At 68.9% G+C, this 22,840-nt stretch carries 26 protein-coding genes; 16 read left to right on the plus strand and 10 right to left on the minus strand.

Annotated elements, in window-relative coordinates; all coding sequences use genetic code 11:
• Positions 1-7 precede the first annotated feature (7 nt).
• The 9 genes from ACEWX3_RS25330 (at position 8) to ACEWX3_RS25370 (ending at position 7,580) form a co-directional block, all read left to right on the plus strand.
• The gene (locus tag ACEWX3_RS25330) at positions 8-2,050 is read left to right on the plus strand and encodes a prolyl oligopeptidase family protein (protein WP_374158040.1); all 2,043 of its coding nucleotides are present in this window, start codon (positions 8-10) and stop codon (positions 2,048-2,050) included.
• 1 nt (position 2,051) lies between these two features.
• Positions 2,052-2,678, plus strand: coding sequence for an LpqN/LpqT family lipoprotein (locus ACEWX3_RS25335; protein WP_207086036.1), 627 nt, complete (start codon positions 2,052-2,054; stop codon positions 2,676-2,678).
• Positions 2,675-2,992 (plus strand): hypothetical protein, encoded by a 318-nt coding sequence (locus ACEWX3_RS25340; RefSeq protein ID WP_374158041.1) that lies wholly within the window; start codon positions 2,675-2,677, stop codon positions 2,990-2,992. Before ACEWX3_RS25335 ends, ACEWX3_RS25340 begins: the two co-directional genes overlap by 4 nt.
• Before the next feature lie 147 nt (positions 2,993-3,139).
• Positions 3,140-3,577 (plus strand): YkgB family protein, encoded by a 438-nt coding sequence (locus tag ACEWX3_RS25345; RefSeq protein ID WP_373889113.1) that lies wholly within the window; start codon positions 3,140-3,142, stop codon positions 3,575-3,577.
• Entirely contained in the window at positions 3,574-4,212 is a 639-nt protein-coding gene (locus ACEWX3_RS25350) for an RNA polymerase sigma factor (protein ID WP_286183613.1), read from the plus strand. The genes ACEWX3_RS25345 and ACEWX3_RS25350 overlap by 4 nt, the downstream gene beginning before the upstream one ends.
• Positions 4,209-4,460 carry an anti-sigma factor gene (locus ACEWX3_RS25355; protein ID WP_374158042.1) on the plus strand — a complete coding sequence of 84 codons (252 nt, stop codon included), beginning with the start codon at positions 4,209-4,211 and terminating at the stop codon, positions 4,458-4,460. Before ACEWX3_RS25350 ends, ACEWX3_RS25355 begins: the two co-directional genes overlap by 4 nt.
• 25 nt (positions 4,461-4,485) lie before the next feature.
• Positions 4,486-5,394, plus strand: a complete 909-nt coding sequence (locus ACEWX3_RS25360; protein WP_207068767.1) for a crotonase/enoyl-CoA hydratase family protein — start codon at positions 4,486-4,488, stop codon at positions 5,392-5,394.
• Between the two features lie 39 nt (positions 5,395-5,433).
• The gene (locus ACEWX3_RS25365; protein ID WP_374158043.1) at positions 5,434-6,945 is read left to right on the plus strand and encodes an FAD-dependent oxidoreductase; all 1,512 of its coding nucleotides are present in this window, start codon (positions 5,434-5,436) and stop codon (positions 6,943-6,945) included.
• Complete coding sequence (locus ACEWX3_RS25370) at positions 6,942-7,580, plus strand: TetR/AcrR family transcriptional regulator (protein ID WP_374158044.1); 639 nt, start codon at positions 6,942-6,944, stop codon at positions 7,578-7,580. The genes ACEWX3_RS25365 and ACEWX3_RS25370 overlap by 4 nt, the downstream gene beginning before the upstream one ends.
• Here ACEWX3_RS25370 and ACEWX3_RS25375 read toward each other — a convergent pair.
• Entirely contained in the window at positions 7,533-8,183 is a 651-nt protein-coding gene (locus ACEWX3_RS25375; protein ID WP_286183615.1) for a DedA family protein, read from the minus strand. The two genes, ACEWX3_RS25370 and ACEWX3_RS25375, sit on opposite strands and share 48 nt — an antisense overlap.
• A 45-nt stretch (positions 8,184-8,228) precedes the next feature.
• Complete coding sequence (locus tag ACEWX3_RS25380) at positions 8,229-8,669, minus strand: MarR family transcriptional regulator (protein ID WP_207068812.1); 441 nt, start codon at positions 8,667-8,669, stop codon at positions 8,229-8,231.
• A 133-nt stretch (positions 8,670-8,802) separates the two neighbouring features.
• Between ACEWX3_RS25380 and ACEWX3_RS25385 the strand changes: the two genes are divergently transcribed.
• The 3 genes from ACEWX3_RS25385 to ACEWX3_RS25395 all read left to right on the plus strand — a co-directional run bounded on the left by ACEWX3_RS25385 (position 8,803) and on the right by ACEWX3_RS25395 (position 11,209).
• A complete protein-coding gene (locus ACEWX3_RS25385) occupies positions 8,803-9,690 on the plus strand; it encodes an ABC transporter ATP-binding protein (protein WP_374158045.1) in 888 nt (295 codons plus the stop codon).
• Complete coding sequence (locus tag ACEWX3_RS25390; RefSeq protein WP_374158046.1) at positions 9,687-10,397, plus strand: fluoroquinolone transporter permease; 711 nt, start codon at positions 9,687-9,689, stop codon at positions 10,395-10,397. The genes ACEWX3_RS25385 and ACEWX3_RS25390 overlap by 4 nt, the downstream gene beginning before the upstream one ends.
• Before the next feature lie 113 nt (positions 10,398-10,510).
• A complete protein-coding gene (locus tag ACEWX3_RS25395) occupies positions 10,511-11,209 on the plus strand; it encodes an ABC transporter permease (RefSeq protein ID WP_374159954.1) in 699 nt (232 codons plus the stop codon).
• A 3-nt stretch (positions 11,210-11,212) separates the two neighbouring features.
• Here the strand turns inward: ACEWX3_RS25395 and ACEWX3_RS25400 are convergent, their stop codons facing one another.
• Together ACEWX3_RS25400 and ppk2 are read right to left on the minus strand one after the other, a co-directional pair.
• Positions 11,213-12,055 (minus strand): hypothetical protein, encoded by an 843-nt coding sequence (locus ACEWX3_RS25400; protein WP_374158047.1) that lies wholly within the window; start codon positions 12,053-12,055, stop codon positions 11,213-11,215.
• A gap of 24 nt (positions 12,056-12,079) precedes the next feature.
• A complete protein-coding gene (ppk2, locus tag ACEWX3_RS25405; protein WP_207068774.1) occupies positions 12,080-12,937 on the minus strand; it encodes a polyphosphate kinase 2 in 858 nt (285 codons plus the stop codon).
• 186 nt (positions 12,938-13,123) lie between these two features.
• Here ppk2 and ACEWX3_RS25410 point away from each other — a divergent pair, with 186 nt between their 5' ends.
• Positions 13,124-14,020, plus strand: a complete 897-nt coding sequence (locus ACEWX3_RS25410; RefSeq protein ID WP_374158048.1) for a TauD/TfdA dioxygenase family protein — start codon at positions 13,124-13,126, stop codon at positions 14,018-14,020.
• Between the two features lie 22 nt (positions 14,021-14,042).
• On the opposite strand, the gene ACEWX3_RS25415 is transcribed toward ACEWX3_RS25410, so the two are convergent.
• The 4 genes from ACEWX3_RS25415 to ACEWX3_RS25430 are packed head-to-tail and all read right to left on the minus strand — an operon-like array spanning position 14,043 to position 17,087.
• Positions 14,043-15,572, minus strand: a complete 1,530-nt coding sequence (locus ACEWX3_RS25415) for an aldehyde dehydrogenase family protein (protein ID WP_374158049.1) — start codon at positions 15,570-15,572, stop codon at positions 14,043-14,045.
• A 9-nt stretch (positions 15,573-15,581) separates the two neighbouring features.
• Complete coding sequence (locus ACEWX3_RS25420) at positions 15,582-16,175, minus strand: PA-phosphatase (RefSeq protein ID WP_286183617.1); 594 nt, start codon at positions 16,173-16,175, stop codon at positions 15,582-15,584.
• 5 nt (positions 16,176-16,180) lie between these two features.
• A complete protein-coding gene (locus ACEWX3_RS25425) occupies positions 16,181-16,693 on the minus strand; it encodes a mycothiol transferase (RefSeq protein WP_374158050.1) in 513 nt (170 codons plus the stop codon).
• A 4-nt stretch (positions 16,694-16,697) separates the two neighbouring features.
• Positions 16,698-17,087: a VOC family protein gene (locus tag ACEWX3_RS25430; RefSeq protein WP_374158051.1), complete on the minus strand. Its 390-nt coding sequence runs from the start codon at positions 17,085-17,087 to the stop codon at positions 16,698-16,700.
• Between the two features lie 22 nt (positions 17,088-17,109).
• On the opposite strand from ACEWX3_RS25430, the gene ACEWX3_RS25435 reads away from it, so the two are divergent.
• Positions 17,110-18,843 carry an amidohydrolase family protein gene (locus ACEWX3_RS25435; RefSeq protein ID WP_374158052.1) on the plus strand — a complete coding sequence of 578 codons (1,734 nt, stop codon included), beginning with the start codon at positions 17,110-17,112 and terminating at the stop codon, positions 18,841-18,843.
• Here ACEWX3_RS25435 and ACEWX3_RS25440 read toward each other — a convergent pair.
• Complete coding sequence (locus ACEWX3_RS25440) at positions 18,832-19,650, minus strand: SDR family NAD(P)-dependent oxidoreductase (protein ID WP_374158053.1); 819 nt, start codon at positions 19,648-19,650, stop codon at positions 18,832-18,834. The genes ACEWX3_RS25435 and ACEWX3_RS25440 overlap by 12 nt on opposite strands.
• A gap of 30 nt (positions 19,651-19,680) precedes the next feature.
• On the opposite strand from ACEWX3_RS25440, the gene ACEWX3_RS25445 reads away from it, so the two are divergent.
• A complete protein-coding gene (locus tag ACEWX3_RS25445) occupies positions 19,681-20,046 on the plus strand; it encodes a pyridoxamine 5'-phosphate oxidase family protein (RefSeq protein ID WP_374158054.1) in 366 nt (121 codons plus the stop codon).
• A gap of 97 nt (positions 20,047-20,143) precedes the next feature.
• Positions 20,144-20,983 carry a DUF559 domain-containing protein gene (locus ACEWX3_RS25450; protein WP_374158055.1) on the plus strand — a complete coding sequence of 280 codons (840 nt, stop codon included), beginning with the start codon at positions 20,144-20,146 and terminating at the stop codon, positions 20,981-20,983.
• Between the two features lie 182 nt (positions 20,984-21,165).
• Here the strand turns inward: ACEWX3_RS25450 and groL are convergent, their stop codons facing one another.
• Positions 21,166-22,791, minus strand: a complete 1,626-nt coding sequence (groL, locus tag ACEWX3_RS25455) for a chaperonin GroEL (protein ID WP_221350060.1) — start codon at positions 22,789-22,791, stop codon at positions 21,166-21,168.
• Positions 22,792-22,840: the final 49 nt, after the last annotated feature.

A 22,840-nucleotide genomic window follows, 5' to 3' on the forward strand; every position in this document is an offset into this window, starting at 1 on the left:
TGGGGGCGTGACCGACACCGCGCCGCACGACCACGACCCGACCGACCCGTACCTGTGGCTCGAGGACGTCACCGGTGACGATGCGCTGGCGTGGGTGCACCAGCACAACGAGCCGACGGTCGCCGAACTGACCGGCGACCGGTTCGAACAGCTGCGCGCCGAGGCGTTGGAGGTGCTCGACACCGACACCCGGATTCCGTACGTGCGGCGCCGCGGCGAGTACCTCTACAACTTCTGGCGGGACGCGACCAACCAGCGGGGCCTCTGGCGGCGGACCACGCTGGACAGCTACTGCACCGAGAAGCCCGACTGGGACGTCGTCATCGACGTCGACGAGTTGGCGCGCACCGACGATCGGAACTGGGTGTGGGCCGGGGCCACCGTCATCGAACCCGACCACGACCGCGCGCTGATCAGCCTGTCGCCCGGCGGCTCGGATGCCGCGGTCGTGCGGGAGTTCGACATGACCACCCGCACGTTCGTCGACGGCGGCTTCGAGCTGGACGAGGCCAAGTCACAGACCACCTGGGCAGACGAGGACACTCTGCTCGTCGGCACCGACTTCGGCGAGGGTTCGCTCACCGCGTCGGGCTACCCGCGCATCGTCAAGCGGTGGCGGCGGGGCCAGCCGCTCGAGCAGGCCGAAACGGTGTTCTCCGGCTCTCCCGATGACGTCATCGTCGCGGCGTCGGTGGACCGCACGCCCGGCTTCGAGCGCACCATCATCAGCCGGGCGCTCGACTTCTTCAACGAAGAGGTCTACGAGCTTCGCGGCGGCGAACTGATCCGGATCGACACCCCCACCGACGCGAGCATCTCCATCCACCGCGGCTGGCTGCTCGTCGAGTTGCGCACCGACTGGTACTACAGCCTCGAGACCGGTGTCGAGGAGTACCGGGCCGGTTCGCTGCTCGCCGCGGACTACGACGAATTCCTCGCCGGCACAGCGCGACTGCACGTGGTGTTCGCTCCCGACGCGCACACCTGCCTGCACCACTACGCCTGGACGCAGGACCGGCTGGTGGTGGTCACCCTGGCCGACGTGGCCAGCCGGGTCGAGGTGTTCACCCCGGGCACCTGGGACTCGCACGCCGTGTCGGGTCTGCCGGAGAACACCAACACCTCCATCGTGGCCGCCGACCCGCACGGCGACGAGATCTTCCTGGACTGCAGCGGTTTCGACACGCCGTCGCGGCTGCTGCACGGGGCCGCAGGCGGCGAGCTGACCGAGGTCAAGCGGGCGCCGTCGTTCTTCGACGCCGCCGACCTGGAGGTCACGCAGCACTTCGCGACCTCCGACGACGGCACCGCCGTCCCGTATTTCGTGGTGGGCCACCGGCATCGACAGGGCCCCGGTCCCACGCTGCTGGGCGGATACGGCGGGTTCGAGGTGGCGCGCACCCCGGGATACGACGGCGTGCTGGGCAGGTTGTGGCTGTCCCGCGGCGGCACCTACGTGCTGGCCAACATCCGCGGCGGCGGCGAGTACGGCCCCACCTGGCACACCCAGGCGATGCGGGAAGGCCGTCACCTGGTGGCCGAGGACTTCGCGGCGGTGGCGCGGGATCTGGTGGCCAGGAACATCACCACCGTCGCCCAACTCGGCGCCCAGGGCGGCAGCAACGGCGGTCTGCTGATGGGCATCATGCTCACCCAGTACCCGGAGCTGTTCGGGGCGTTGGTGTGCAGCGTGCCGCTGCTCGACATGCGCCGGTTTCACCTGCTGCTCGCCGGCGCCTCCTGGGTGGCCGAGTACGGCGACCCCGACAACCCGGACGACTGGGCGTTCATCTCGAAATACTCCCCCTACCAGAACATCTCCGCCGAGCGCCGTTACCCGCCGGTGCTGATCACCACCTCCACCCGCGACGACCGCGTCCACCCCGGACACGCCCGGAAGATGACCGCGGCGCTGGAGGCCGCCGGCCATCAGGTGTCCTACTACGAGAACGTCGAAGGCGGCCACGCCGGTGCCGCCGACAACCCGCAGATCGCCTTCCGCGCGGCACTGATCTACGAGTACCTCTGGCGGACACTGGACGGGAGCTGACATGACCTTCACCTACCGGGCTCTGCTGGCGGCGGGGACCGTCACCGCGCTGCTGGTCAGCGGCTGCACCCGCGACGTCACCGGAACCGCCGTCACGGCCTCCGGCGGGGCGGACGCATGCGCGACGGTCGATGCGCCGCTGGCCGACATCCCCACCACCGACGCGGGCGAGCCCCAGTTGCGCATCCCGGTTCCCAGCGGCTGGAAACGCAACTCGATGATGGACAGCCGGGTGATCCGGTACGCGATCGTCGCCGAGAAATTCCGAACCCGGGGGTTCGCCACGAACGCCGTGGTCACCCTCGAATCGGCGCGCGGCACCAACGAGACGCCGACCGAGATCTTCGACCAGAACCGGAACAACCTCGTCGAAATCATGGGTGCCAGTGACCTGTCGGTCGAGACGAACACCACCTGCGGGTTCCCCTCGGAGACAACGCGGTACACGGCTCCGAAAATGGGCCTGGCCCCGGAGCGACCGGTCATCATGCATGCGGTGGTCGCCGAATCCGATCCCACGTGGCTGGCGACGCTGACCATCCAGACCACCGAACCCGACGATCCACAGTTCCGCCGCGACGCCCAGCAGATCGTCGACGGATTCCAGCTGGTGCTACCGGCGACGTGACGACGACCTCGACGGTGTTGCTGAGCGCGGGCGCGCTGGCGCTGCTGCTGGCGATCGTGGTACCCGGATGGGACGCCGCCACACTGCCCCGGCGTTCGGTCAAACGGCGGATCTACTGGACGGGAACAGGCGTGGGCATCGTGCTGCTGTTCCTCGGCGGCCTGCCCGACGTGCAGAGCGCGGTCGCGTTCGTCGCCGCCGCGGCGATCCTCATGACGGGCTGGGCGTACTTCCGCACCCCGAACATCAAGCTCGGCGGCCGGATCCGATCCGCGGACGCGGCGCAGCGTGAGCCCGACCCGCCGGCGGTGTAACGCCCGGCCCGCCTGCCCACACTGCCCACGGTGAAGGGCCGCGCCGTCCGGGTGGGCCCGCCGACCCCGGGAGGCGTTGCGATGACCACTGTCCGAACCCCACATCCCGACCGACTCCAGAGCGGGCTGGACCGCGCCGGCAGCGCTCTGCTGCGTTACTCGCTGGTGCTGATCCTCGCCTGGATCGGGGCGTTGAAGTTCACCGAGTTCGAAGCGCGGGGCATCGAGCCCCTGGTGGCGTCCAGTCCGTTCATGAGCTGGGTGTACGACGTCTTCTCGGTCACGACGTTCTCCGCGCTGCTCGGAGCGCTCGAGATCGCGACCGCGGCCCTCATCGCGGTCAAGCCGTGGTGGCCGACGTTCTCGATGGCCGGCAGCGTGGTCGCGGTCGGTTTGTTCACCGCCACGCTGAGCTTCCTGATCACCACACCCGGTGTGTTCGAGGCGTCGGCGGGCGGCTTCCCGGTGTTGTCCTCGACGGGTCAGTTCCTGATCAAGGATGTTGCGCTGCTGGGCATCTCGGTGTGGACGCTGGCCGATTCACACCGCGCACTCCAGTCGCGGCGGGCTACCATCGGGCCGTGACGACCGCTACGCCGGCCGACGAGGAGAAGCTGGTCGCGGCGCTGCGGGCGCGCGATGAGGCGGTCTTCGCCGCGTTGGTCGATCGGCACACCCCGTCGATGCTGCGGGTGGCGCGGGGCTACGTCGCCAGCCGGGAGATCGCCGAGGAGGTCGTCCAGGAGGCGTGGATCGCGCTGCTCAAGGGCATCGACGGCTTCGAGGGCCGATCCAGCGTCCGCACATGGCTTTTCACCGTTCTGATCAACATCGCCCGGACCCGCGGCGCCCGGGAACGCAAGGACCGTGACATGCAGGTCGTGGCGTTCACCGGCGGCAGCGTCGACCCGGCACGGTTCCGCGGCGGCGACGACGAGTGGCCGGGCCACTGGAGGGACGACGTCGCGCCCGTGGCGTTTCCGGAGTCTCCGGAAGGCGCGGTGCTGGGCGGAGAGCTCATGGACGTCGCGCGGCGCGAGCTGGACAAACTCCCGGAACGCCAGCGCGTCGTGGTCACGTTGCGTGACGTGCTGGACCTCGATTCCGCGGAAGTCTGCGCGCTGCTCGACATCAGCGTCGCCAACCAGCGCGTGCTCCTGCACCGGGGCCGCGCCGCGGTGCGCCAGGCACTGGAGAACTACCTGGAGGATGTGTCATGACCGACGACCATGACCTGGCCTGCGCCGAGCTCGTCGAACTGGTCACCGCCTACCTCGACGGATCGCTGGACGCCGAGACCAGGGCGCGCTTCGACACGCACCTGCTCGACTGCGAAGGCTGCGAGAACTATCTGCAGCAGTTCCGGACGACGGTGGCCACCTTGAACCGCGTCGACCGGATCGGGTCGGAGGAACTCGACCCGGCTTTCCGGGCCAAGCTGCTCGACGCGTTCCGCGGCTGGCGGTAGAGCCCAACGGGCACACTGGCTGACTATGTCACCGACCTCGTCGACCTTCGAGACCCTGCTGTATCGAACCGAACCGCCGGTAGCCACCATCACGCTCAACCGTCCCGAGCGGCTCAACACGATCGTCCCGCCGATGCCCGACGAGATCGAGGCGGCCATCGGGCTGGCCGAACGCGATCCCGCGATCAAGGTGATCGTGTTGCGCGGAGCGGGGCGGGCGTTCTCCGGCGGCTACGACTTCGGTGGCGGGTTCGAGCACTGGGGCGAGGCGATGAACACCGACGGCCGGTGGGACCCGGGTAAGGACTTCGCCATGGTGTCCGCCCGTGAGACCGGGCCGACGAACAAGTTCATGGCGATCTGGCGGGCGTCGAAGCCGGTGATCGCGCAGGTTCACGGCTGGTGCGTGGGCGGGGCCAGCGACTACGCGCTGTGCGCCGACCTGGTCATCGCCAGCGACGACGCCGTGATCGGCACCCCCTACGCCCGGATGTGGGGCGCCTACCTGACCGGCATGTGGCTCTACCGGTTGTCGTTGTCGAAGGTGAAATGGCATTCGCTGACCGGGGAGCCGCTGACCGGCAAGGAGGCCGCGGCGGTGGAGCTGATCAACGAGTCGGTGCCGTTCGAGCGTCTGGAGGCGCGCGTCGCCGAGATCGCCGCCAGGCTCGCGACCATTCCGCTGAGCCAGCTGCAGGCGCAGAAGCTGATCGTCAACCAGGCCTACGAGAACATGGGGCTGGCCTCGACGCAGACGCTCGGCGGCATCCTGGACGGGCTGATGCGCAACACTCCCGACGCGCTGCGTTTCGTCGACACCGCTGCCGCCGAGGGAGTGCGCGCGGCGGTGGAACAGCGCGACGGGCCCTGGGGTGACTACAGCCAGGCCCCGCCGCAACGCCGTCCGGACCCGTCCCACGTGATCCACCCCTGACCCTTTCCGTTACGCTACCGTTCCGTTATTGTCGACGGGGTGACCGACACCGAGGTCCTGGTGGTGGGCGCCGGACCGACGGGACTGACGCTGGCCTGTGCGTTACGCCTGCACGGGATCTCCGTACAGGTCGTCGACCGCGCCCCCGGACCGGCCACCACGTCGCGGGCGAACTTCCTGCACGCCCGCGGCTCGGAGGTGCTCGGCCGGCTCGGCGCCCTCGGCAGCCTGCCGGACGAGTCGCTGCGGGCGATGCGGATCACGAACTACCTCGGGGACCGCCCGCTGGTCACGCTGGAGTTCGGCGATCCCCGGATGGACACCGCCGCCCCGCCGATGGTGGTCTCCCAGGCCAAGGTCGAGGCCGCGCTGCGCGACCGGCTGGCCGAACTCGACGTCGTTCCCCACTGGGGTGTCGGCCTGGCCGGGCTGTCCCAGCAGGACGGGCCCCCGCAAGACCTCGTCGTCGCCGAACTCGACGACGGAACCCGACTGCGGGCGCAGTGGATCGTCGGCTGCGACGGCACCTCCAGCACCACCCGGCGGTTGGCCGGCATCGCGTTCCCGGGCGTCAAGCTCACCGAACGCTGGCTGCTGGCCGACCTGCACCTCGACTGGGAGATGGACCGCGGCGGCACCACCGGGTGGATCCACCCCGACGGCCTGCTCGGTGTGATGCCGATGCCCGGCGATGACGGCCGCGACGACCTGTGGCGGGTGTTCGCCTACGACCCGGGCAACACCGCGCCGCCGGACCAGGGCCAGATGCTGACGCGCCTGCGGCAGCTCATCCCCGCACGCAGCGGGCGGCGCGTGCACGTCGGGGACGCCGAGTGGTTGTCGATGTTCACCGTCCACCGCCGTCTCGCCGACCGCTACCGTCACGGCCACGCGCTGATCGCCGGCGACGCCGCCCACGCGCACGCCCCGTTCGGCGGGCAGGGCATGCTGACCGGCATCGGCGACGCCGAGAACCTGGCCTTCAAGCTCGCCCTGACCATCCGCGGTCTGGCCACCGATCGGTTCGTCGACACCTACGAGGCCGAGCGCCGCCCACTGGCCACCGACGTACTGCGCGGCACCAGCGCAGTCACCCGCGTCAACGTGGCGGACCACCCCGTCGGCCGCTTCCTGCGCGACCGGGTCGCCCCGAAGATCTTCGGGCGAGCGCCGGTGCAGCGGTGGATCACCTACACCGCATCGCAGCTGTGGGTCAGCTACCACAAGGGCCCGCTGGGCGGCCGCGGAGCCAAGCCGCGGCCGGGAGACCGGATCGCCGACCTGGCGTGCACCCGAGCCGACGGCACCGCCACCTGGTTGCACCGGGAGCTCGGCGGACGGTGGGCGTTGCTGACGCCCGGAGTTCGGCCACCGGTGATCGAGGCCGCCCGCCGGCACCTCGGCGACTTCGTCGCCCGCCTGGACTACGACGGTGACTCGGCGATGCTGATCCGCCCCGACGCCCACCTGGCGTGGCGGGGACGTCCCGGCGACGCATCCGCCGTGCACCGGTGGCTCACCGCCGCGTTGACCTCCGGTTCGACACCGTGAGCGCGCCGCGCGGGCGACCGCGCGACGCCGGGGCCGACCGGGCGATCCTGCAGGCCGGCCTGGAACTGTTCCTCGAGCGCGGCGTCGAAGGCGCCAGCATCGAGCAGATCGCCCGCCGGGCCGGCGTCGGGAAACCGACGGTCTACCGGCGCTGGTCGAACAAGGAGGACCTGATCTCGGGGGCCATGGAAACGCTGGTCGCCGACGAGTCCGGCTGGGCGTCGACCGCGGCGTCCACGTCGCCGTACGAGGTGGTCGAGGCCGCCATCGAGCGGGCTGCGGCCACCGCGGCCAGCCCGCAGTACCGCGCCCTGGTGGCCCGGGTGTTCGGCTCGGCGGTCAGCCATCCCGAGCTGATGGCCACCTACTGGCGTCGCTACATCGCGCCCCGTCGACGTCAGGCAGCGGCGCTGCTCGAGCGGGCGCGCGAGCTGGGCACCGTCGCCGCGGACACGGACCTCGAGGTGGCCATCGACATGATGGTCGGCGCGGTCACCTACCGGGTGTTGCAACCCGCACCGCCCGACGTCGACGAGATGCGCCGCTATCTGCGCGAGGTGTACCGACAGGTCGGCCTGCTGCCCCGCTCAGACCTCCGTGCCGGCCTCGGCCCGCAGCCGACGACGGATGCGTGAGACGACCAGCCAACCGAGCGCGACCGCGACCGCACTGAGCACGATGTACTGGAACGTCGCGGCGTAGGGCTCCACCCGGTGCCAGTTGGCGCCCAGCCCATACCCCGCACCGACGAAAACGCTGTTCCAGATCAGGCTGCCCAGAAAGGTGAGCACCGTGAAGACGGCGAAGTTCATCCGCTCGGTGCCGGCCGGGACGGAGATGAAACTGCGGAAGAACGGCAGCATCCTGCCGAAGAACACACCCTTGGTGCCGTGGCGCGCGAACCATGCCGCGGATTTGTCGATGTCCTCGACGTCGATCAACGGGACTTTGAGCACCAGCCTGCGCATCCGGTCATGGCCGAGTCGCGCACCGAGCCAGTAGATGAACCAGGCGCCCACCACCGACCCGAGGGTGGTCCACAGCACGGCTTCGACGACGGACAGCTGGCCGAGCCGCGCGGCGAACCCCGCCATCGGGAGGATGACCTCGCTGGGCAGCGGCGGGAAGACGTTCTCCAGGAAGATCGCCAGGCCTGCTCCGGGGCCTCCGAGGCGCTCCATCAGGTCCACCGTCCAGCCGGCGAGACCGTCGAGTTCGGCGGTGCCAGGTGAGGACAATGAGCGACCTTTCGAGAGGGGACTCGTTCCGAGGGTACCTGTCGGTCAGGACCGGCTCGCGTGCCAGCGTTCCAGCACCGCCGGAATCTCGGCCAGCAGGAATGCGTAGAAGTCGCGCATCTCGACCAGCCGGTCCCGGGCCAGGCCGGAGCCACCGGTCGCGGCGATCCCGTCGTCGGCCGCCTGCAGGAACGCGGCGATCGTCTGGTTCTGGCTGGTGTAGAGCGTCGCCCAGGCGTCCGGCCGCAGCCGGAAGTGGTCCCGCCTGCTGGCCGGTGCGGGCACCCGCTCGACCAGCCCGACCGACGTCAGATTCTTCAGCGCCCCGGATATCGAGCCTGCGCTGGCCTGGAGCTCGTCGGCCAACTCGGACATCGTCACGCTGGACCTCTCGGAGAACAACAGCGCGGTCAGCACCCGGGCGGTCATGCGTTGCAGACCTTGACCCGAAAGGACGAGGGCGAGCCGCTCCGCGGCCTCGTGCAGTCTCGGCGCGGGCGTCACCAGCAGACCTCCTGAGGATTTCAAAGACTTCAATAATTTCTGAAAATTCACTATAGTCTGACGCGGCGCTCCGGGAAGTCTGGTCGGAATTCCTGCCCGGCTGTCCAACCGAAGGATGACACGAGTCGAGATGAACACCGAACCCGTCATCGCCGTAAGCGAGCTGACCTACACCTATCCCAAGACGTCCGAACCCGCCGTGCGGGGCATGGATTTCACCGTGGCCCCGGGAGAGATCTTCGGCTTCCTCGGCCCGAGCGGTGCGGGCAAGTCGACCACGCAGAAGCTGCTGATCGGGTTGCTGCGCGGCCACGGCGGCCGAATGCTGGTCTGGGGCCGCGACCCGCTGGACTGGGGGTCCGACTACTACCAACGCATCGGGGTGTCGTTCGAGCTGCCGAACCATTACCTGAAGCTGACCGGTGCCGAGAACCTCCAGTTCTTCGCCTCGCTGTACGACGGGGCGACGCAGGATCCGCGCACCCTGCTCGAGGCGGTCGGCCTCGCCGACGCGGCGGACACCCGGGTGGGCAAGTACTCCAAGGGAATGCAGATGCGGCTGACGTTCGCCAGGGCGCTGCTCAACGACCCCGAGTTGATCTTCCTCGACGAGCCGACCTCGGGCCTGGACCCGGTCAACGCGCGGCGAGTCAAAGACATGGTCCTGGAACTGAAAGACCGCGGTCGCACCGTATTCCTCACCACCCACGACATGGCGACCGCCGACGAACTCTGCGACCGGGTGGCGTTCGTCGTCGACGGCCGCATCGTCGCCCTCGACGCGCCGACGGAACTGAAGATCGCCCGCAGTCGTCGGCTCGTCCGCGTCGAATACCGCGCTCCGGAGGGCACATTGCAGACCGCGGAGTTCCCGATGGACGGATTGGCCGACGACCCCGACTTCCATTCCGTGTTGCGCAGCCACCACGTGGAAACCATCCACAGTCGCGAGGCCAGCCTCGACGAGGTGTTCGTCGACGTCACCGGCCGGAGCCTGGCATGACGCGCTGGATCAGCGCCCTGCGCCTGGAGGCCACTTTGCAGGTGCGCCAACGGTTCGTGCACGCCGCGGTGATCTCCGGCCTGCTGTGGCTGGCGGTCCTGCTGCCGATGCCGCACCACCTGCGCAACATCGTCGAACCCTATGTGCTGATCGGCGACATCGCCGTCATCGGCTTCTTCTTCATCGGCGGCTCGGTGTTCCTCGAGAAGCAGGAACGCACGCTCGGGGCGGTGGTGTGCAGCCCATTGCGCTTCGGTGAATACCTGTCGGTGAAACTTGTTGTTTTGACCGTGATTTCGTTGCTCGTCGCGGTGGTGGTGGTGACCGCGACGCACGGCACCGACTTCCACCCTGCACCACTGGTCGTCGGCGTCGTCCTCGGCACGCTGGTCATGCTGCTGTCCGGATTCATCTCCGCGCTGCCGTTCGCCTCGGTCAGTGACTGGTTCCTCTCGACGGTGGTACCGCTGCTGATCCTGGCGCTGCCGGTGGTGTACCTGCTCGGGGTGTGGACGCACCCGGTGCTCTACCTGATCCCGACCCAGGGCCCGCTGTTACTGTTCGCCGCGGTGTTCGACCAGATCAGCCTGGCGCCCTGGCAGATCGGGTACGCACTGGTCTATCCGCTGCTCTGTGCGGCAGGGCTGTACCAGGTGGCCCGGGTCCTGTTCGACCGCTACGTCATCGCCCGGTCGGGTGCCGCGTGACCGCCGCCTGGGCCGCGTTCGGCCGCCTCCGTACATACGCGGCCTTCGGCCGCCTCCGTACATTCGCGGCCTTCGGCCGCCTCCGTACATTCGCGGCCTTCGGCCGCAACGACCTGCGGGGGACCTACCGCGACCCGCTGTTGGTGATGCTGGTGTTCGCCCCGGCGATCTGGACCGTCGGCACGGCGGTGCTCGTGCCGCGACTCGCCACCGCCCTGGCGCAGCGCTACGACTTCGACCTGGTGCCCTACTACCCGCTGGCAGTCACCGGGTTGCTGCTGCTGACCAGCATCATCGTCGTCGGCGGGCTGGCGGCGTTCCTGGTACTCGACGAGGTCGACGCCGGCACGCTGACAGCGCTGCGGGTGACCCCGGTGACGTTGCGCAGCTTCTTCGGTTACCGCGCCGCCACGGTGGTGACCGTGACGACCGTCTATGTCGCGGTGACGATCCCGTTGACGGGCCTGGTGCCGTCCTCGCTGGTGTGGCCGCTGATCCCGATCGGGATGGTGGCCGGTATGTCGGCGGTGGTGACGATGCTGCTGATCGTCGCCGTGGCACGCAACAAGGTGCAGGGCATCGCCATGCTGCGCCTGCTCGGTCTGCTCATCGCCGGGATCCCGTGCCTGCCCTGGTTCGTCGACTCCGCCTGGAATCTGGCGTTCGGGGTGCTGCCGCCGTACTGGGCGGCCAAGGCCTTCTGGGTGGCCTGCGCCGGCGGTTCGTGGTGGCCGTACCTGCTCGGCGGCGTGGCGGTCAACCTCGCGGCGGGGTGGCCGCTGTTGCGCCGGTTCGTCGCCAGCAACTCCTGATCCTCAGTCGCGGCGCAGCCCGCCCAGGCCCGCGGCGATCGCGCCGAGGACGACCAGCCCCGCCCCGGCCACCAGAGTGATGTTCAGCCAGTGGTGCAGGCTGCCCTCGGCGTGAGCGACCATCACCTCGGCCACGGTGCGGATGTCACCGGTCGTGCGGTTCAGCGCGTCCTCGACGTAGCCGCGGCCCACCTCGATGCCGGCCCAGCCTGCCGCGCCCACCAACAACGCCGACACTCCCAGCGCGGCCAGCGCCTTGCCCCGGGACCGGGCCGCGACGACGGTGAGCAACGCACACATCGCCACCACCGCCACCACCGCCGCGCTGGCCCAAGGTCCCCACGTCGCCAGCCAGCGCAGCTTGCCCGGCTGCAGCTCCGGGCTGTCGACGGTGATCGGCACCGTCAGTGCCGGCGGGACCTCCAGGTCCAGGGAGCCCAGCGTGGCCTGGAACGACGGATCCGACAGCATCGGCGCGACGTCGATGAGCCACTCGTCGGTCGAGTTGCCGCTGGGCACGGCACCGGTGAACATCCACCGATGTGCGATGCGGTTCGCCTGGGCGAACTGTCCGGCGAAGCCGTCGTTGCCCGTGTAGGACGCGGCGACCTGACGCACCAGGACGGGGTTGAGGCTGTAGCCGTTGTCGTCACCCAGCGACACCAGCTGGGTGGTCAGTTCACCCGCCATCGCCTCCTGCAGGCGCGCGTCACCCGCGGCTGACGCCGACAACGCGGCGTAGCCGTCCTCGTTGACGATCGTCATCTGCGCCCAGACCACCGGCACCGCGACGGCCAACGCCGCGGTGGTCAGCAGCCAGAAGAACAGCGCCGTCACGAACCGCACCGACGCGTCCTCCTTCTCCGCCGGTCAGTCGCCCAGCGCGCGTCCCACGATGAGCGGGTCGGGCCGGCCGACCACGTCATGGTCTTTGTTGTCGTAGTCGAATTTACTCAGCACGAAACGCATCGCGTTGACGCGGGCACGCTTCTTGTCGTTGCTCTTGACCACTGTCCACGGCGCCGTCTCGGTGTCGGTCCAGGCGAACATGTCCTCCTTGGCCGCGGTGTAGTCGTCCCACTTGTCCAGCGAGGCCAGGTCGGTGGGTGACAGCTTCCACTGCCGGACCGGGTCGACCTGGCGGATCGTGAACCGGGTGCGCTGTTCGGACGGCGACACCGAGAACCACAGCTTGGTCAGGAAGATGCCGTCGTTGACCAGCATCTGCTCGAACCAGGGGACCTGGCGGATGAACTCGGCGTGCTGCTTGGGGGTGCAGTAGCCCATCACGCGTTCCACGCCGGCGCGGTTGTACCAGGACCGGTCGAACATCACGATCTCGCCAGCATGCGGCAGGTGGCGCACATAACGCTGGAAATACCACTGCGTGCGCTCCTGCTCGGTCGGCTTCTCCAGCGCCACGATGCGCGCGCCGCGCGGGTTCAGGTGCTCCATGAAGCGCTTGATGGTGCCGCCTTTGCCTGCGGCGTCGCGGCCCTCGAACACGACGACGTGCCGGTGCCCGTTGGCCTGGCTCCACTTCTGCAGCTTGAGCAGCTCGATCTGCAACAGCCGCTTCTGTTCCTCGTAATCGCTGCGCTTCATCCGCTCGTCGTACGGATAGTTCTCCCGCCACGTGTCGACCACCTGGTCGCCGGGCTGGATCAGCAGAACCGGGTCGTCATCATCGTCGTCGACCACCGTGTAACCAGAGGTGTCCAGAGTCACGCGCCGAAGCTATCCAGCCTCACGAACCAGTCGGTGACGTCGCGGTGAACGGCAGGTGGCCGGTTGCCGCGAGCTCTCGCCGACGCGGTGTCTGCCCTGTTCCCCACACCGTTGCGCGACTGCAGTCAGTCGATTACGGTCGAGGTGTAGTCGACTGACTACACAACAGGGAAAGGACCCCGACCCATGGCCACCATCCCCTCGATCACCAAACTGGGCAGCAACATCGGGGCCCGCATCGACGACGTCCCCCTCAGCGGCGACCTCTCCCCGGACGTCGTCTCGGCGATCCACACCGCGCTGCTCGAACACGGGGTGATCTTCTTCCGCCACCAACACCACCTCGACGACGCTGCCCAGCGACGCTTCGCCGCACTCCTCGGCACGCCGGTCGGGCATCCCCTGCTCCCCGCGCTCGCCGCGGACGTCCCGACCATCACGCCGATCGACTCCGACTACGCCTCGGCAAACCGGTGGCACACCGACGTCACCTTCGTTCCCGACTACCCCTCGATCTCGGTCCTTCGGGCCGTCACCCTGCCGCCCTACGGCGGCTCGACGATGTGGGCGTCCACCGCCGCCGCCTACCGCGATCTGCCGGATCCGCTCAAACGGCTGACCGAGAACGCCTGGGCCCTGCACAGCAATCGGTTCGACTACGTCGCGACCTCAGCCACCACCACCGACGAGAAGTTCCGCGCGGCGCGGGCGGCCTTCGCGCACAAAGAGTTCCGTACCGAACATCCACTGGTGCGGGTCCACCCCGAGACCGGCGAGCGCACCCTGGTCGCCGGAGACTTCACCCGACACCTGATCGGTTTCGACCCGCAGGACTCGCAAACCCTGCTCGATCTCGTTCAGCGACGGATCACGGTGCCGGAGAACACCATCCGGTTGAACTGGGAGGCCGGCGACGTGGCGATCTGGGACAACCGCGCCACCCAGCACCGCGCTGTCGACGACTACGACCGGCAGAGGCGGCTGATGCATCGGGTCACCCTCGCCGGTGACGTCCCCGTCGACATCCACGGATCCCCGAGCAGGGCGATCGGCGATTCAGAGCCCACCACGCTCGCCGGGTGACGGCTACTTCGCCGGGTGCCGGCTACTTCGCCGCGCGCCTCGGCCCGATCAGCGCCATCTTGGTCATCATCGTGTTCATCCGCTTGAGTGCGCGCAGCGAGTTGTTGTAGTAGTTGCCGCCGGCGCCGACGTTGGTGCGGGGCGCCACCACCGCCTCCTGACGGCAGAATTTGCGGATCCCCTCGGCGCCGCCGAACCGCACACCCATGCCGGAGGACTTCCATCCGCCCATCGGCGCCGTGGTGCACATCAGGTTGGAGATGACGTCGTTGATGTTCACCGCTCCGCAATCGAGTTGCACCGCAACGGCTTCGGCACGCTCGACATCGCCGGAGAACACCGACGCCGACAGGCCGTAGGGGCTGTCGTTGGCCAGCCGCACCGCCTCGGTGGCGTCGGCGACCTTCATGATCGGCAGCGTGGGCCCGAACGTCTCCTCGGTCATGCACATCATCGAGTGGTCGACGTCGACGAGCACGGTCGGTGGGTAGAACGAACCCGCGCCGACCGGACGGCGGCCGCCGGTCAACGCGCGGGCACCCTTGGCCAGCGCGTCCTGGACGTGACGCTCGGTGACGGCCACCTGACTCTCGTCGATCATCGCGCCGAAGGCGTGCCCCTCACCGGCTCCGGTGCTCAGATTCTGCACATCGCGCACCACCGCGGCGACGAACCGGTCATAGACGGCGTCGACGACATAGACCCGCTCCACCGAGACACAGGTCTGCCCGGCGTTGAACATCGCGCCCCACACCGCGGCGTGCGCGGCCAGATCCACGTCGGCGTCTTCGAGGACGATCATCGGGTCCTTACCGCCGAGCTCCAGGCTCACCGGGGTGAGCCGGCGCGCCGCACGTTCCATGACCTTCGCGCCGGTCGCGCTGGAGCCGGTGAACTGGATGAAGTCGGAGGTGTCGATCACCGCTTCGGACACCTCGCGGGCGCCCTGCGCCAGCGCCAACACCTCGGGGGCACCCGACTCGAGCCAGCCGCGCAGCAGCAGTTCGGCGGTCAGCGGCGTGCGTTCCGACGGCTTGAGCAACACCGCACAACCCGCCGCGAGTGCACCGATGGCGTCCATCAACGCGTTGGCCACCGGGTAGTTCCACGGCGCGATGATCCCCACGACCGGACGCGGCCGGTAGTGCACCGCGATCTTCTTGATGGCCATGAAGGGCAGCGCAGCCGGACGCGTCTCGGGCGCCAGGGCTTGTTCCATCGTCTTGATGTAGTAGGACGCGATCATGATGATCAGCGGCACCTCCTGCGACGCGTCGACGGCGGATTTGCCGGTCTCGGCGATCAGCAGTCGCTCGATCTCGGAGCGGTGCTCGCCCAGCCACACCGCATAGCGCGCCAGCACCTTCGCCCTTCCCTTGGCGCCGCGGGCCGCCCATTCGGTCTGCGCGGTGCGCAGCCCGGCGGCGATGTGGGCGACGTCGGCCGGATCGGTCCAGCGCACCTCGCCGGCGACGGCGCCCGTCGCCGGGTTCCTGATGGTGCCGGTGCCGGTGAAGGAGTCGGGCGTGTGCACGTCTGGCGTCGCGGTCATGGGCCTATGTTAACGGCCGCTGTGATCCACGTCGCACCCGGGTTGACACCCGTCAAGTTTGGTCGGGGGCCTGTCCGGGCCTCGTTCTGCGAGGACAGCGAGGACCGACACCAGCGCGGTACCGAGCAACACCGCGCCGACCGCGTCGGTGAAGAAGTGATACGTCACGCCCTGCCCCACGACGCCGAGCGCGACCGCCACCGTCGCTGCGATCACCGTCCACGTCGCCGCACCCGCGACCAGCACCGCCATCCCGAGCACGACCACCGCCACCGTGGTGTGCCCGCTCGGGTAGGCCAGCGCGTCGTCCTTGTACCGGCCGAACAGGCGTTTCGCGATCCGCGCGGACAGCACAGCAAGCAACGGCGCCACCGCCACCACCGCCGCCAGTCGCCATCGCCGCCGGTAGAGCGCGATCAGCAGGACGCAGACACCCAGACCCAGCGTGACGCGGGCATCGGTGAACACCAGCAGATAGCCCAGCGCCGGGTGCTGCCTGCCGAGACGCTGGAACCACTCGTCGAGCGCCGTCGTGCCGTCACCGACCGCGAGTCCGAGCAGCACGACACCGGCCAGACCCAGCGCCGGCCACCACCGGATCAACCGTGTCAGTGTGCGATGCCCCGGATATAGGCGGCCTGGCCGAGGTGCTGAGCGGCGTCGTCGATGATGCTGACCAGGCGTGCGCTGGCCGTCACCGGCGGATTCCAGTTGCGGTCGACCACCCGGGCGAGCTCGTCGGCCGACACCGACGCCAGGTACTCCAAGGTCTCCTTGTGTACCGCGTGGTAATAGCCGGCCAGCAGATCGGCGGGTGCGCGCACCTTGGCGACGTCCTCGGGGGTCTGGCCGTAGCCGTGCGCGTCGCGCGGCAGGTCGAGATCGAACCGGTCCACCCAGCCCTCCCGGAACCACACCTGCTCGAGGTCGGCGAGCGCGCACAGCTGCGCGTCGTGCATGCGGGCACTGTGCCAGATCAGCCACGCGATCGTGTTGGCGTCAGGCGCCGGCCGGAAGTAGGCGACCTCGTCGGTCAGTCCCTCGATCAGGTCGTCGACGTGCTCGATCTGCCGGGTGAACGCGTCACGCAGCAGTTCGCGGGCGGCATCGATGTCGGTCATGTCGTCACTCCTCAGGTCCGCCGCCGTGGAACACCGCTTCCACGTTGTTCCCGTCGGGGTCCCGCACAAACGCGCCGTAGTAGCTGTCGTGGTACTCCGGCCACAGCCGCGGCTCGTGCAGCGGCTCGGCTCCCAGCGACAGTGCCGTGCGGTAGAACGCCTGCACCGCTTCGGCATCCTTGGCCGCGAAGGCGACATGCACCTCTCGGTTGGGGCCGGCGGCGTTTCCGGCGGCCATGTCCGAGATCCAGAAAGCGGGGTGACCGTCGGTGCCGTAACCGACGGCCACCCCCATGTCCATCTGCCGGGTGTAGCCGAGCACGCCGAGCACGTGGTCGTAGAACGACGCCGATTTTTCGAAGTCAGCGCAGTTGATTCCGAAGTGGTCGATCATGCGCTCACCGTACATTCGGGATATGACATATGAACTCGTCATCCGCCACGGAACCATCGTCGACGGACTCGGCGGCGAACCGTTCGTCGGCGACGTCGCGGTGTCCGGGGGTGTGATAGCCGCGGTGGGTCAGGTCGACGAGTCCGGCGCCCGCGAGATCGATGCGACCGGCCTGCTGGTCACCCCCGGTTTCGTCGACCTGCACACCCACTACGACGGGCAGGCGATCTGGTCGGACCGGCTGACCCCCTCGTCCGCACACGGGGTGACCACGGCGGTGATGGGCAACTGCGGAGTCGGCTTCGCCCCGTGCCGGCCCGCCGACCACGACGTGCTGGTCGACGTGATGGCCGGCGTCGAGGACATCCCCGGCGTGGTCATGGTCGACGGGCTGCCGTGGCACTGGGAGACGTTTCCGGAGTTCCTCGACGCGCTGGAGGCCGGACACCGCGACATCGACGTGGCCGCGCTGTTGCCGCACTCGCCGCTGCGGGTGTACGTGATGGGCCGCCGCGGCGTCGACCGCGAGCCCGCCACTGCCGAAGACCTCGAGATGATGCGCAAGCTGGCCGCCGAGGCGGTGCGCGCCGGGGCCCTGGGCTTCGCGTCGTCGCGCTTCACGCTGCACAAGACCTTCAGCGGCGCACCGATTCCCAGCTATGACGCCGACCGCGCCGAGATCGAGACGATCGCCCGCGGGGTGGACGACGCCGGCGGCGGCCTGATCCAGTTCGTTCCCGATCTGGTCGCCGGTGACTACGAACCCGTGCTGAAGACGGTGTTCGAGGTCGCGGCCGAGGTCGGGCTGCCGGTCACCTTCACGCTGGCGATCGGCAACGCCGGCGAGCCCTTCTTCCTCGACGCGTTGACGATGGTGGAGAAGGCGAATGCCGATGGCGGTGACATCACCGCGCAGATCTTCCCGCGCCCGATCGGGCTGGTGCTCGGGCTCGAGCTGTCGGGCAACCCGTTCGTGATGTACCCGTCGTATCAGCAGATCGCCGACCTGTCGCTGGCGCAGCGCGTCGCCGAGATGCGCAAACCCGAAGTGCGCGAACGCATCCTGAACGACAAGCCGGGATCGGACGGACACCCGTTGATGTTCGCCGCGCAGGCCTGGAACTACATGTTCCCGCTTGCCGATCCGCCGGATTACGAACCGTCGCCGTCGGATTCGATCGGTGCCCGCGCGGCCGCGCGGGGCGTGACCCCCCTCGAAGAGGCCTACGACCGGCTGCTCGACGACGACGGTCACGCGATGCTGCTGGTGACGCTGGCCAACTTCCGCGACGGCTCGCTGGACACCGTCGCCGAGCTCATCCGCCGCGACGACGTGGTGCTCGGCCTCGGCGACGGCGGCGCGCACTACGGGATGATCTGTGACGCCAGCTTCCCGACGTACCTGCTGACCCACTGGGTGCGTGACCGCGCGGCGGGCCGGCTGGCGGTCGCCGAAGCCGTGCGGGAGCTGACGTCGGTGCCGGCCCGCGTCGCCGGGCTGGCCGACCGCGGCCGAATCGCCGTGGGCTACAAGGCCGATCTGAACGTCATCGACGCGCAGGCGCTACGGCTGCACCGGCCGGTCGTCGTCAGCGACCTGCCTGCCGGTGGGCGCCGCCTCGACCAGACCGCCGACGGCTACGTCGCCACGATCGTCTCCGGTGAGGTGATCGCCGAGAACGGCTCCCCCACCGATGCGCGTCCGGGCAAGCTGATCCGCGGCCGTCAGAAAGCGCCTGTCGGTTCAGCGACCTGACCGGCGCAGCGCCGGGTGGCGACCGGTCAGCAGCGGAAGCAGCAACCGACGCGGCATGAACTCGAACAGGCGGGCAGGGATCTCGTTCTGCAGGCCGGGGATCACCGCGCCGCGGTCGTGCGCCAACGCGTCGATGCCGGCCTTGGCCACCGTCGCCGACGGCACCCACATGAATCGCGGGAACGCCGCGGCGAAGGTCCGTTCGTCCATGCCCGCGGTCTCCAGGAACTCTGTGCGCACAGGCCCCGGATGCAGCGCGGCGACGGTGACTCCGGTGCCGGAGAGCTCTCCGCGCACACCGTCGGTGTAGGAACGCACGAACGCCTTGGTCGCCGCGTAGCCGGACTGGCCGGGGAACGGCTGAAAACCTGCGGTAGAGCCGACGTTGAGGATGGCGCCGCGGCCGCGTGGCACCATCTGTTGGACGGCGCGGGTGGTTAGGTCGATCAGGGCCTCGACGTTGACCCGCACCTGCGCGACCTCGGCCTCCGGTGTCGAGTCCACGACCGGGCCGATGGTGCCCACCCCGGCGTTGTTGATGAGGATGTCGACGGTCAGGCCGCGCCGCTCGACCTCGGGGAAGAGCTCCGCTCGGGCGGCGGGGTCGGCGACGTCGCAGCCGATGACCTCGACCCGCACGGTGCCGGCCAGTTCGTCGGCCAGTTCTCGGAGTCGGTCCTCGCGGCGGGCGACCAGCGTGACGCCGTGACCGCGGGCGACCAGCTCGCGGGCCAGGTCAGCGCCGATACCCGACGAGGCCCCGGTGACGAGGGCGGTGGTGGTCGGTGTCGGCTGTGGCAGCGGCATGCTTCGAACCTATCGCCGTACCCTCGCCTCATGAGCGTCAAGGTGGATCTCGACACGCTGAGCGATACGCTGCGCGACTTCTCGTTCGCCTACCTCGTCACGGTGGGCGACGACTTCCGCGCGCACACGGTGGCAGTCGATCCGACGCTGACCGCCGGCGCACTGCACATCGGTGGAGTGGGAAACAGCACGCGCCGCAACGCGTCCGCGCACCCTGTCGTCACGTTGGTCTGGCCGCCACGTGCGCCCGGCGGTTACACGTTGATCGTCGACGGTGCCGCGGTCGTCGGTGACGACGACCTGCGCGTCGAGCCCACCGGCGCGGTGCTGCACCGGCCCGCCGCGCCCGGCGCCGCGACCGCCTCGGGCTGCGGCGACGACTGCGTGCCGCTGTAGCGCGGTCCCCTTCGGCGGAGCGGATGCTCGTGGCAGTTGTCCACAGCACGCGCGATCGCCCTACCGCTGATCAGTAGTCCTGCGCTGCTATTGAGCGGTGGCAGGGATCGCGCATCTCCTCGCGGCCAACGGTGGGGTGGTGTCCACCGCGCAACTGCGTGCCGCGGGGTGGACGCACGTACGGATCAAGCAACTACCCGAACAGGGCTGGCTGCGCCTGCGGCGAGGGTGGTACGCCGGTCAGGTCGCCAACCCGGAGGTCGTCCGTGCCGTCTCTGCCGGCGGGGTACTGGGTTGTGTCTCGGCGCTGCGCCTTTGGCGTGTATGGGTGCCGGATTCCGCTCTCCACATCCGGTATTCGTCTCGGGCACGCCGGTCTCGTCCGGGGATTCCATCCTGTCATCCGTATCGTCTGGATCCACCCTTCGTCGGTGCGGTCGACCCGATGAACATTGCCGTCGCATCGGCGGCCAACTGCCTCGACGCCGAGGGAGTGGTCATCGTGCTGGACTCGATGCTGAACAAGCGGATGATCGAGATCGCCGACGCCAGAGCGATCGTGGCGGCATCGCGCTTCGCCCGGATGAATCTGGCCGAGCGATGCGATGCCAAGAGCGAATCCGGTACCGAGACGATCATCCGACTACGGCTGCGCGCCCAGCGAATCCAGGTTCGCACGCAGGTGACCATCGTGGGAGTGGGACGGGTCGACTTCCTGGTGGGCGATCGACTGATCATCGAAGCCGACAGCCGCGAGCACCACCTGCCGTCATACCAATCCGACCGAACCCGGGACAGAGTGGCGATCGGATTGGGCTACGTGGTGATTCGACTGACGTATGAGGACGTTGTCTATCGCTGGGACGTGGTTCTCGAGGACATCCTGCTGGTCATCCGCCGGCGCGCTCATCGCGGCCCGACCACGATGTCGCCCTGAGAGCAGCGTCGCGCAGATATATCCATGAGGGTGCTCTCAGGCCGACATTGCGGCGCAGCCGACCACGGACAGCAAGAACAGGACAGCAGAACAGCTGGTCAGTCGGCAGCTGGTCAGTCGGCAGCTGGCACAGCAAAAGGCCCGGCCCCGCGAACGGGACCGGGCCTTTCACTGACTGGGACTCAGAAGTCCATGCCGCCCATGCCACCGGTCGGGTCGCCGGCAGGTGCGGCGGCCTTCTCCGGCTTGTCGGCGACGACGGCCTCGGTGGTGAGGAACAGCGCCGCGATGGACGCCGCGTTCTGCAGCGCCGAGCGGGTGACCTTCACCGGGTCGGCGACGCCGGCCTTGAGCAGGTCCTCGTACTCGCCGGTCGCGGCGTTGAGGCCGTGACCCGCCGAGAGGTTGGTGACCTTCTCGGCGACGACGCCGGGCTCGAGCCCGCCGTTGAGGGCGATCTGCTTCAGCGGAGCCGACAGCGCGACACGCACGATGTTGGCGCCGGTGGCCTCGTCACCGGAAAGCGAGAGCTCCTCGAGCGACGGTGCCGACTGCAGCAGGGCCACGCCGCCACCGGCGACGATGCCCTCCTCGACGGCGGCCTTGGCGTTGCGCACCGCGTCCTCGATGCGGTGCTTGCGCTCCTTGAGCTCCACCTCGGTGGCGGCGCCCGCCTTGATCACCGCAACACCGCCGGCCAGCTTGGCCAGGCGCTCCTGCAGCTTCTCGCGGTCGTAGTCGGAGTCGCTGTTCTCGATCTCGGCGCGGATCTGCGAGACACGGCCGGCGATGGCGTCGGAATCCCCGGCGCCCTCGACGATGGTGGTCTCATCCTTGGTCACGACGACCTTGCGGGCCTTGCCCAGCAGCGAGACGTCGGCGGTCTCGAGCGACAGGCCGACCTCTTCGCTGATGACCTGGCCACCGGTGAGGATCGCCATGTCCTGCAGCATCGCCTTGCGGCGGTCACCGAAGCCCGGGGCCTTGACGGCGACGGACTTGAAGGTGCCGCGGATCTTGTTGACCACCAGGGTCGACAGGGCCTCGCCCTCGACGTCCTCGGCGATGATCAGCAGCGGCTTGCCGGACTGGATGATCTTCTCCAGCAGCGGCAGCAGATCCTTGACGGTGGACACCTTGGAGCTGACCAGCAGGATGTAGGGCTCCTCCAGGACGGCTTCCTGGCGCTCGGCGTCGGTCACGAAGTACCCCGAGATGTAGCCCTTGTCGAAGCGCATGCCCTCGGTGAGCTCGAGCTGCAGGCCGAAGGTGTTGGACTCCTCGACGGTGATGACACCCTCGTTGCCGACCTTGTCCATCGCCTCGGCGATCAGCTCGCCGATCTGCGAGTCGCCGGCGGAGATGGCGGCCGTGGCAGCGATCTGCTCCTTGGTCTCGACCTCCTTGGCCGACTTCAGCAGCGTCTCGGTGACCTTCTCGACGGCCTTCTCGATGCCGCGCTTGAGCGCCATCGGGTTGGCGCCGGCAGCCACGTTGCGCAGGCCCTCGCGAACGAGCGCCTGAGCGAGAACGGTGGCGGTGGTGGTGCCGTCACCTGCGACGTCGTCGGTCTTCTTGGCGACTTCCTTGACCAGCTCAGCGCCGATCTTCTCGTACGGATCCTCGAGCTCGATCTCCTTGGCGATGGACACGCCGTCGTTGGTGATCGTGGGAGCGCCCCACTTCTTCTCGAGGACGACGTTGCGGCCCTTGGGCCCCAGCGTCACCTTTACCGCGTCGGCGAGGCTGTTCAAGCCCCGCTCGAGGCCCCGGCGGGCCTCTTCGTCATACGCAATTGTCTTGGCCATTGCGAAGTGTTTCCTCCGGATCGGGGATGCACGTCTTGTGGTCGGCATC

The sequence above is a fragment of the Mycobacterium sp. G7A2 genome (assembly GCF_041902445.1).
Taxonomy (GTDB): Bacteria; Actinomycetota; Actinomycetes; order Mycobacteriales; family Mycobacteriaceae; genus Mycobacterium.

Coding starts and splice junctions, on each gene's coding strand:
- ACEWX3_RS25390 (WP_374158046.1), top strand. CDS start 9,687: ATGACGCGCTGGATCAGCGCCCTGCGCCTGGAGGCCACTTTGCAGGTG.
- ACEWX3_RS25355 (WP_374158042.1), top strand. CDS start 4,209: ATGACCGACGACCATGACCTGGCCTGCGCCGAGCTCGTCGAACTGGTC.
- ACEWX3_RS25335 (WP_207086036.1), top strand. CDS start 2,052: ATGACCTTCACCTACCGGGCTCTGCTGGCGGCGGGGACCGTCACCGCG.
- ACEWX3_RS25360 (WP_207068767.1), top strand. CDS start 4,486: ATGTCACCGACCTCGTCGACCTTCGAGACCCTGCTGTATCGAACCGAA.
- ACEWX3_RS25425 (WP_374158050.1), bottom strand. CDS start 16,693: ATGACCGACATCGATGCCGCCCGCGAACTGCTGCGTGACGCGTTCACC.
- ACEWX3_RS25410 (WP_374158048.1), top strand. CDS start 13,124: ATGGCCACCATCCCCTCGATCACCAAACTGGGCAGCAACATCGGGGCC.
- ACEWX3_RS25445 (WP_374158054.1), top strand. CDS start 19,681: ATGAGCGTCAAGGTGGATCTCGACACGCTGAGCGATACGCTGCGCGAC.
- ACEWX3_RS25435 (WP_374158052.1), top strand. CDS start 17,110: ATGACATATGAACTCGTCATCCGCCACGGAACCATCGTCGACGGACTC.
- ACEWX3_RS25385 (WP_374158045.1), top strand. CDS start 8,803: ATGACACGAGTCGAGATGAACACCGAACCCGTCATCGCCGTAAGCGAG.
- groL (WP_221350060.1), bottom strand. CDS start 22,791: ATGGCCAAGACAATTGCGTATGACGAAGAGGCCCGCCGGGGCCTCGAG.
- ACEWX3_RS25415 (WP_374158049.1), bottom strand. CDS start 15,572: ATGACCGCGACGCCAGACGTGCACACGCCCGACTCCTTCACCGGCACC.
- ACEWX3_RS25440 (WP_374158053.1), bottom strand. CDS start 19,650: ATGCCGCTGCCACAGCCGACACCGACCACCACCGCCCTCGTCACCGGG.
- ACEWX3_RS25430 (WP_374158051.1), bottom strand. CDS start 17,087: ATGATCGACCACTTCGGAATCAACTGCGCTGACTTCGAAAAATCGGCG.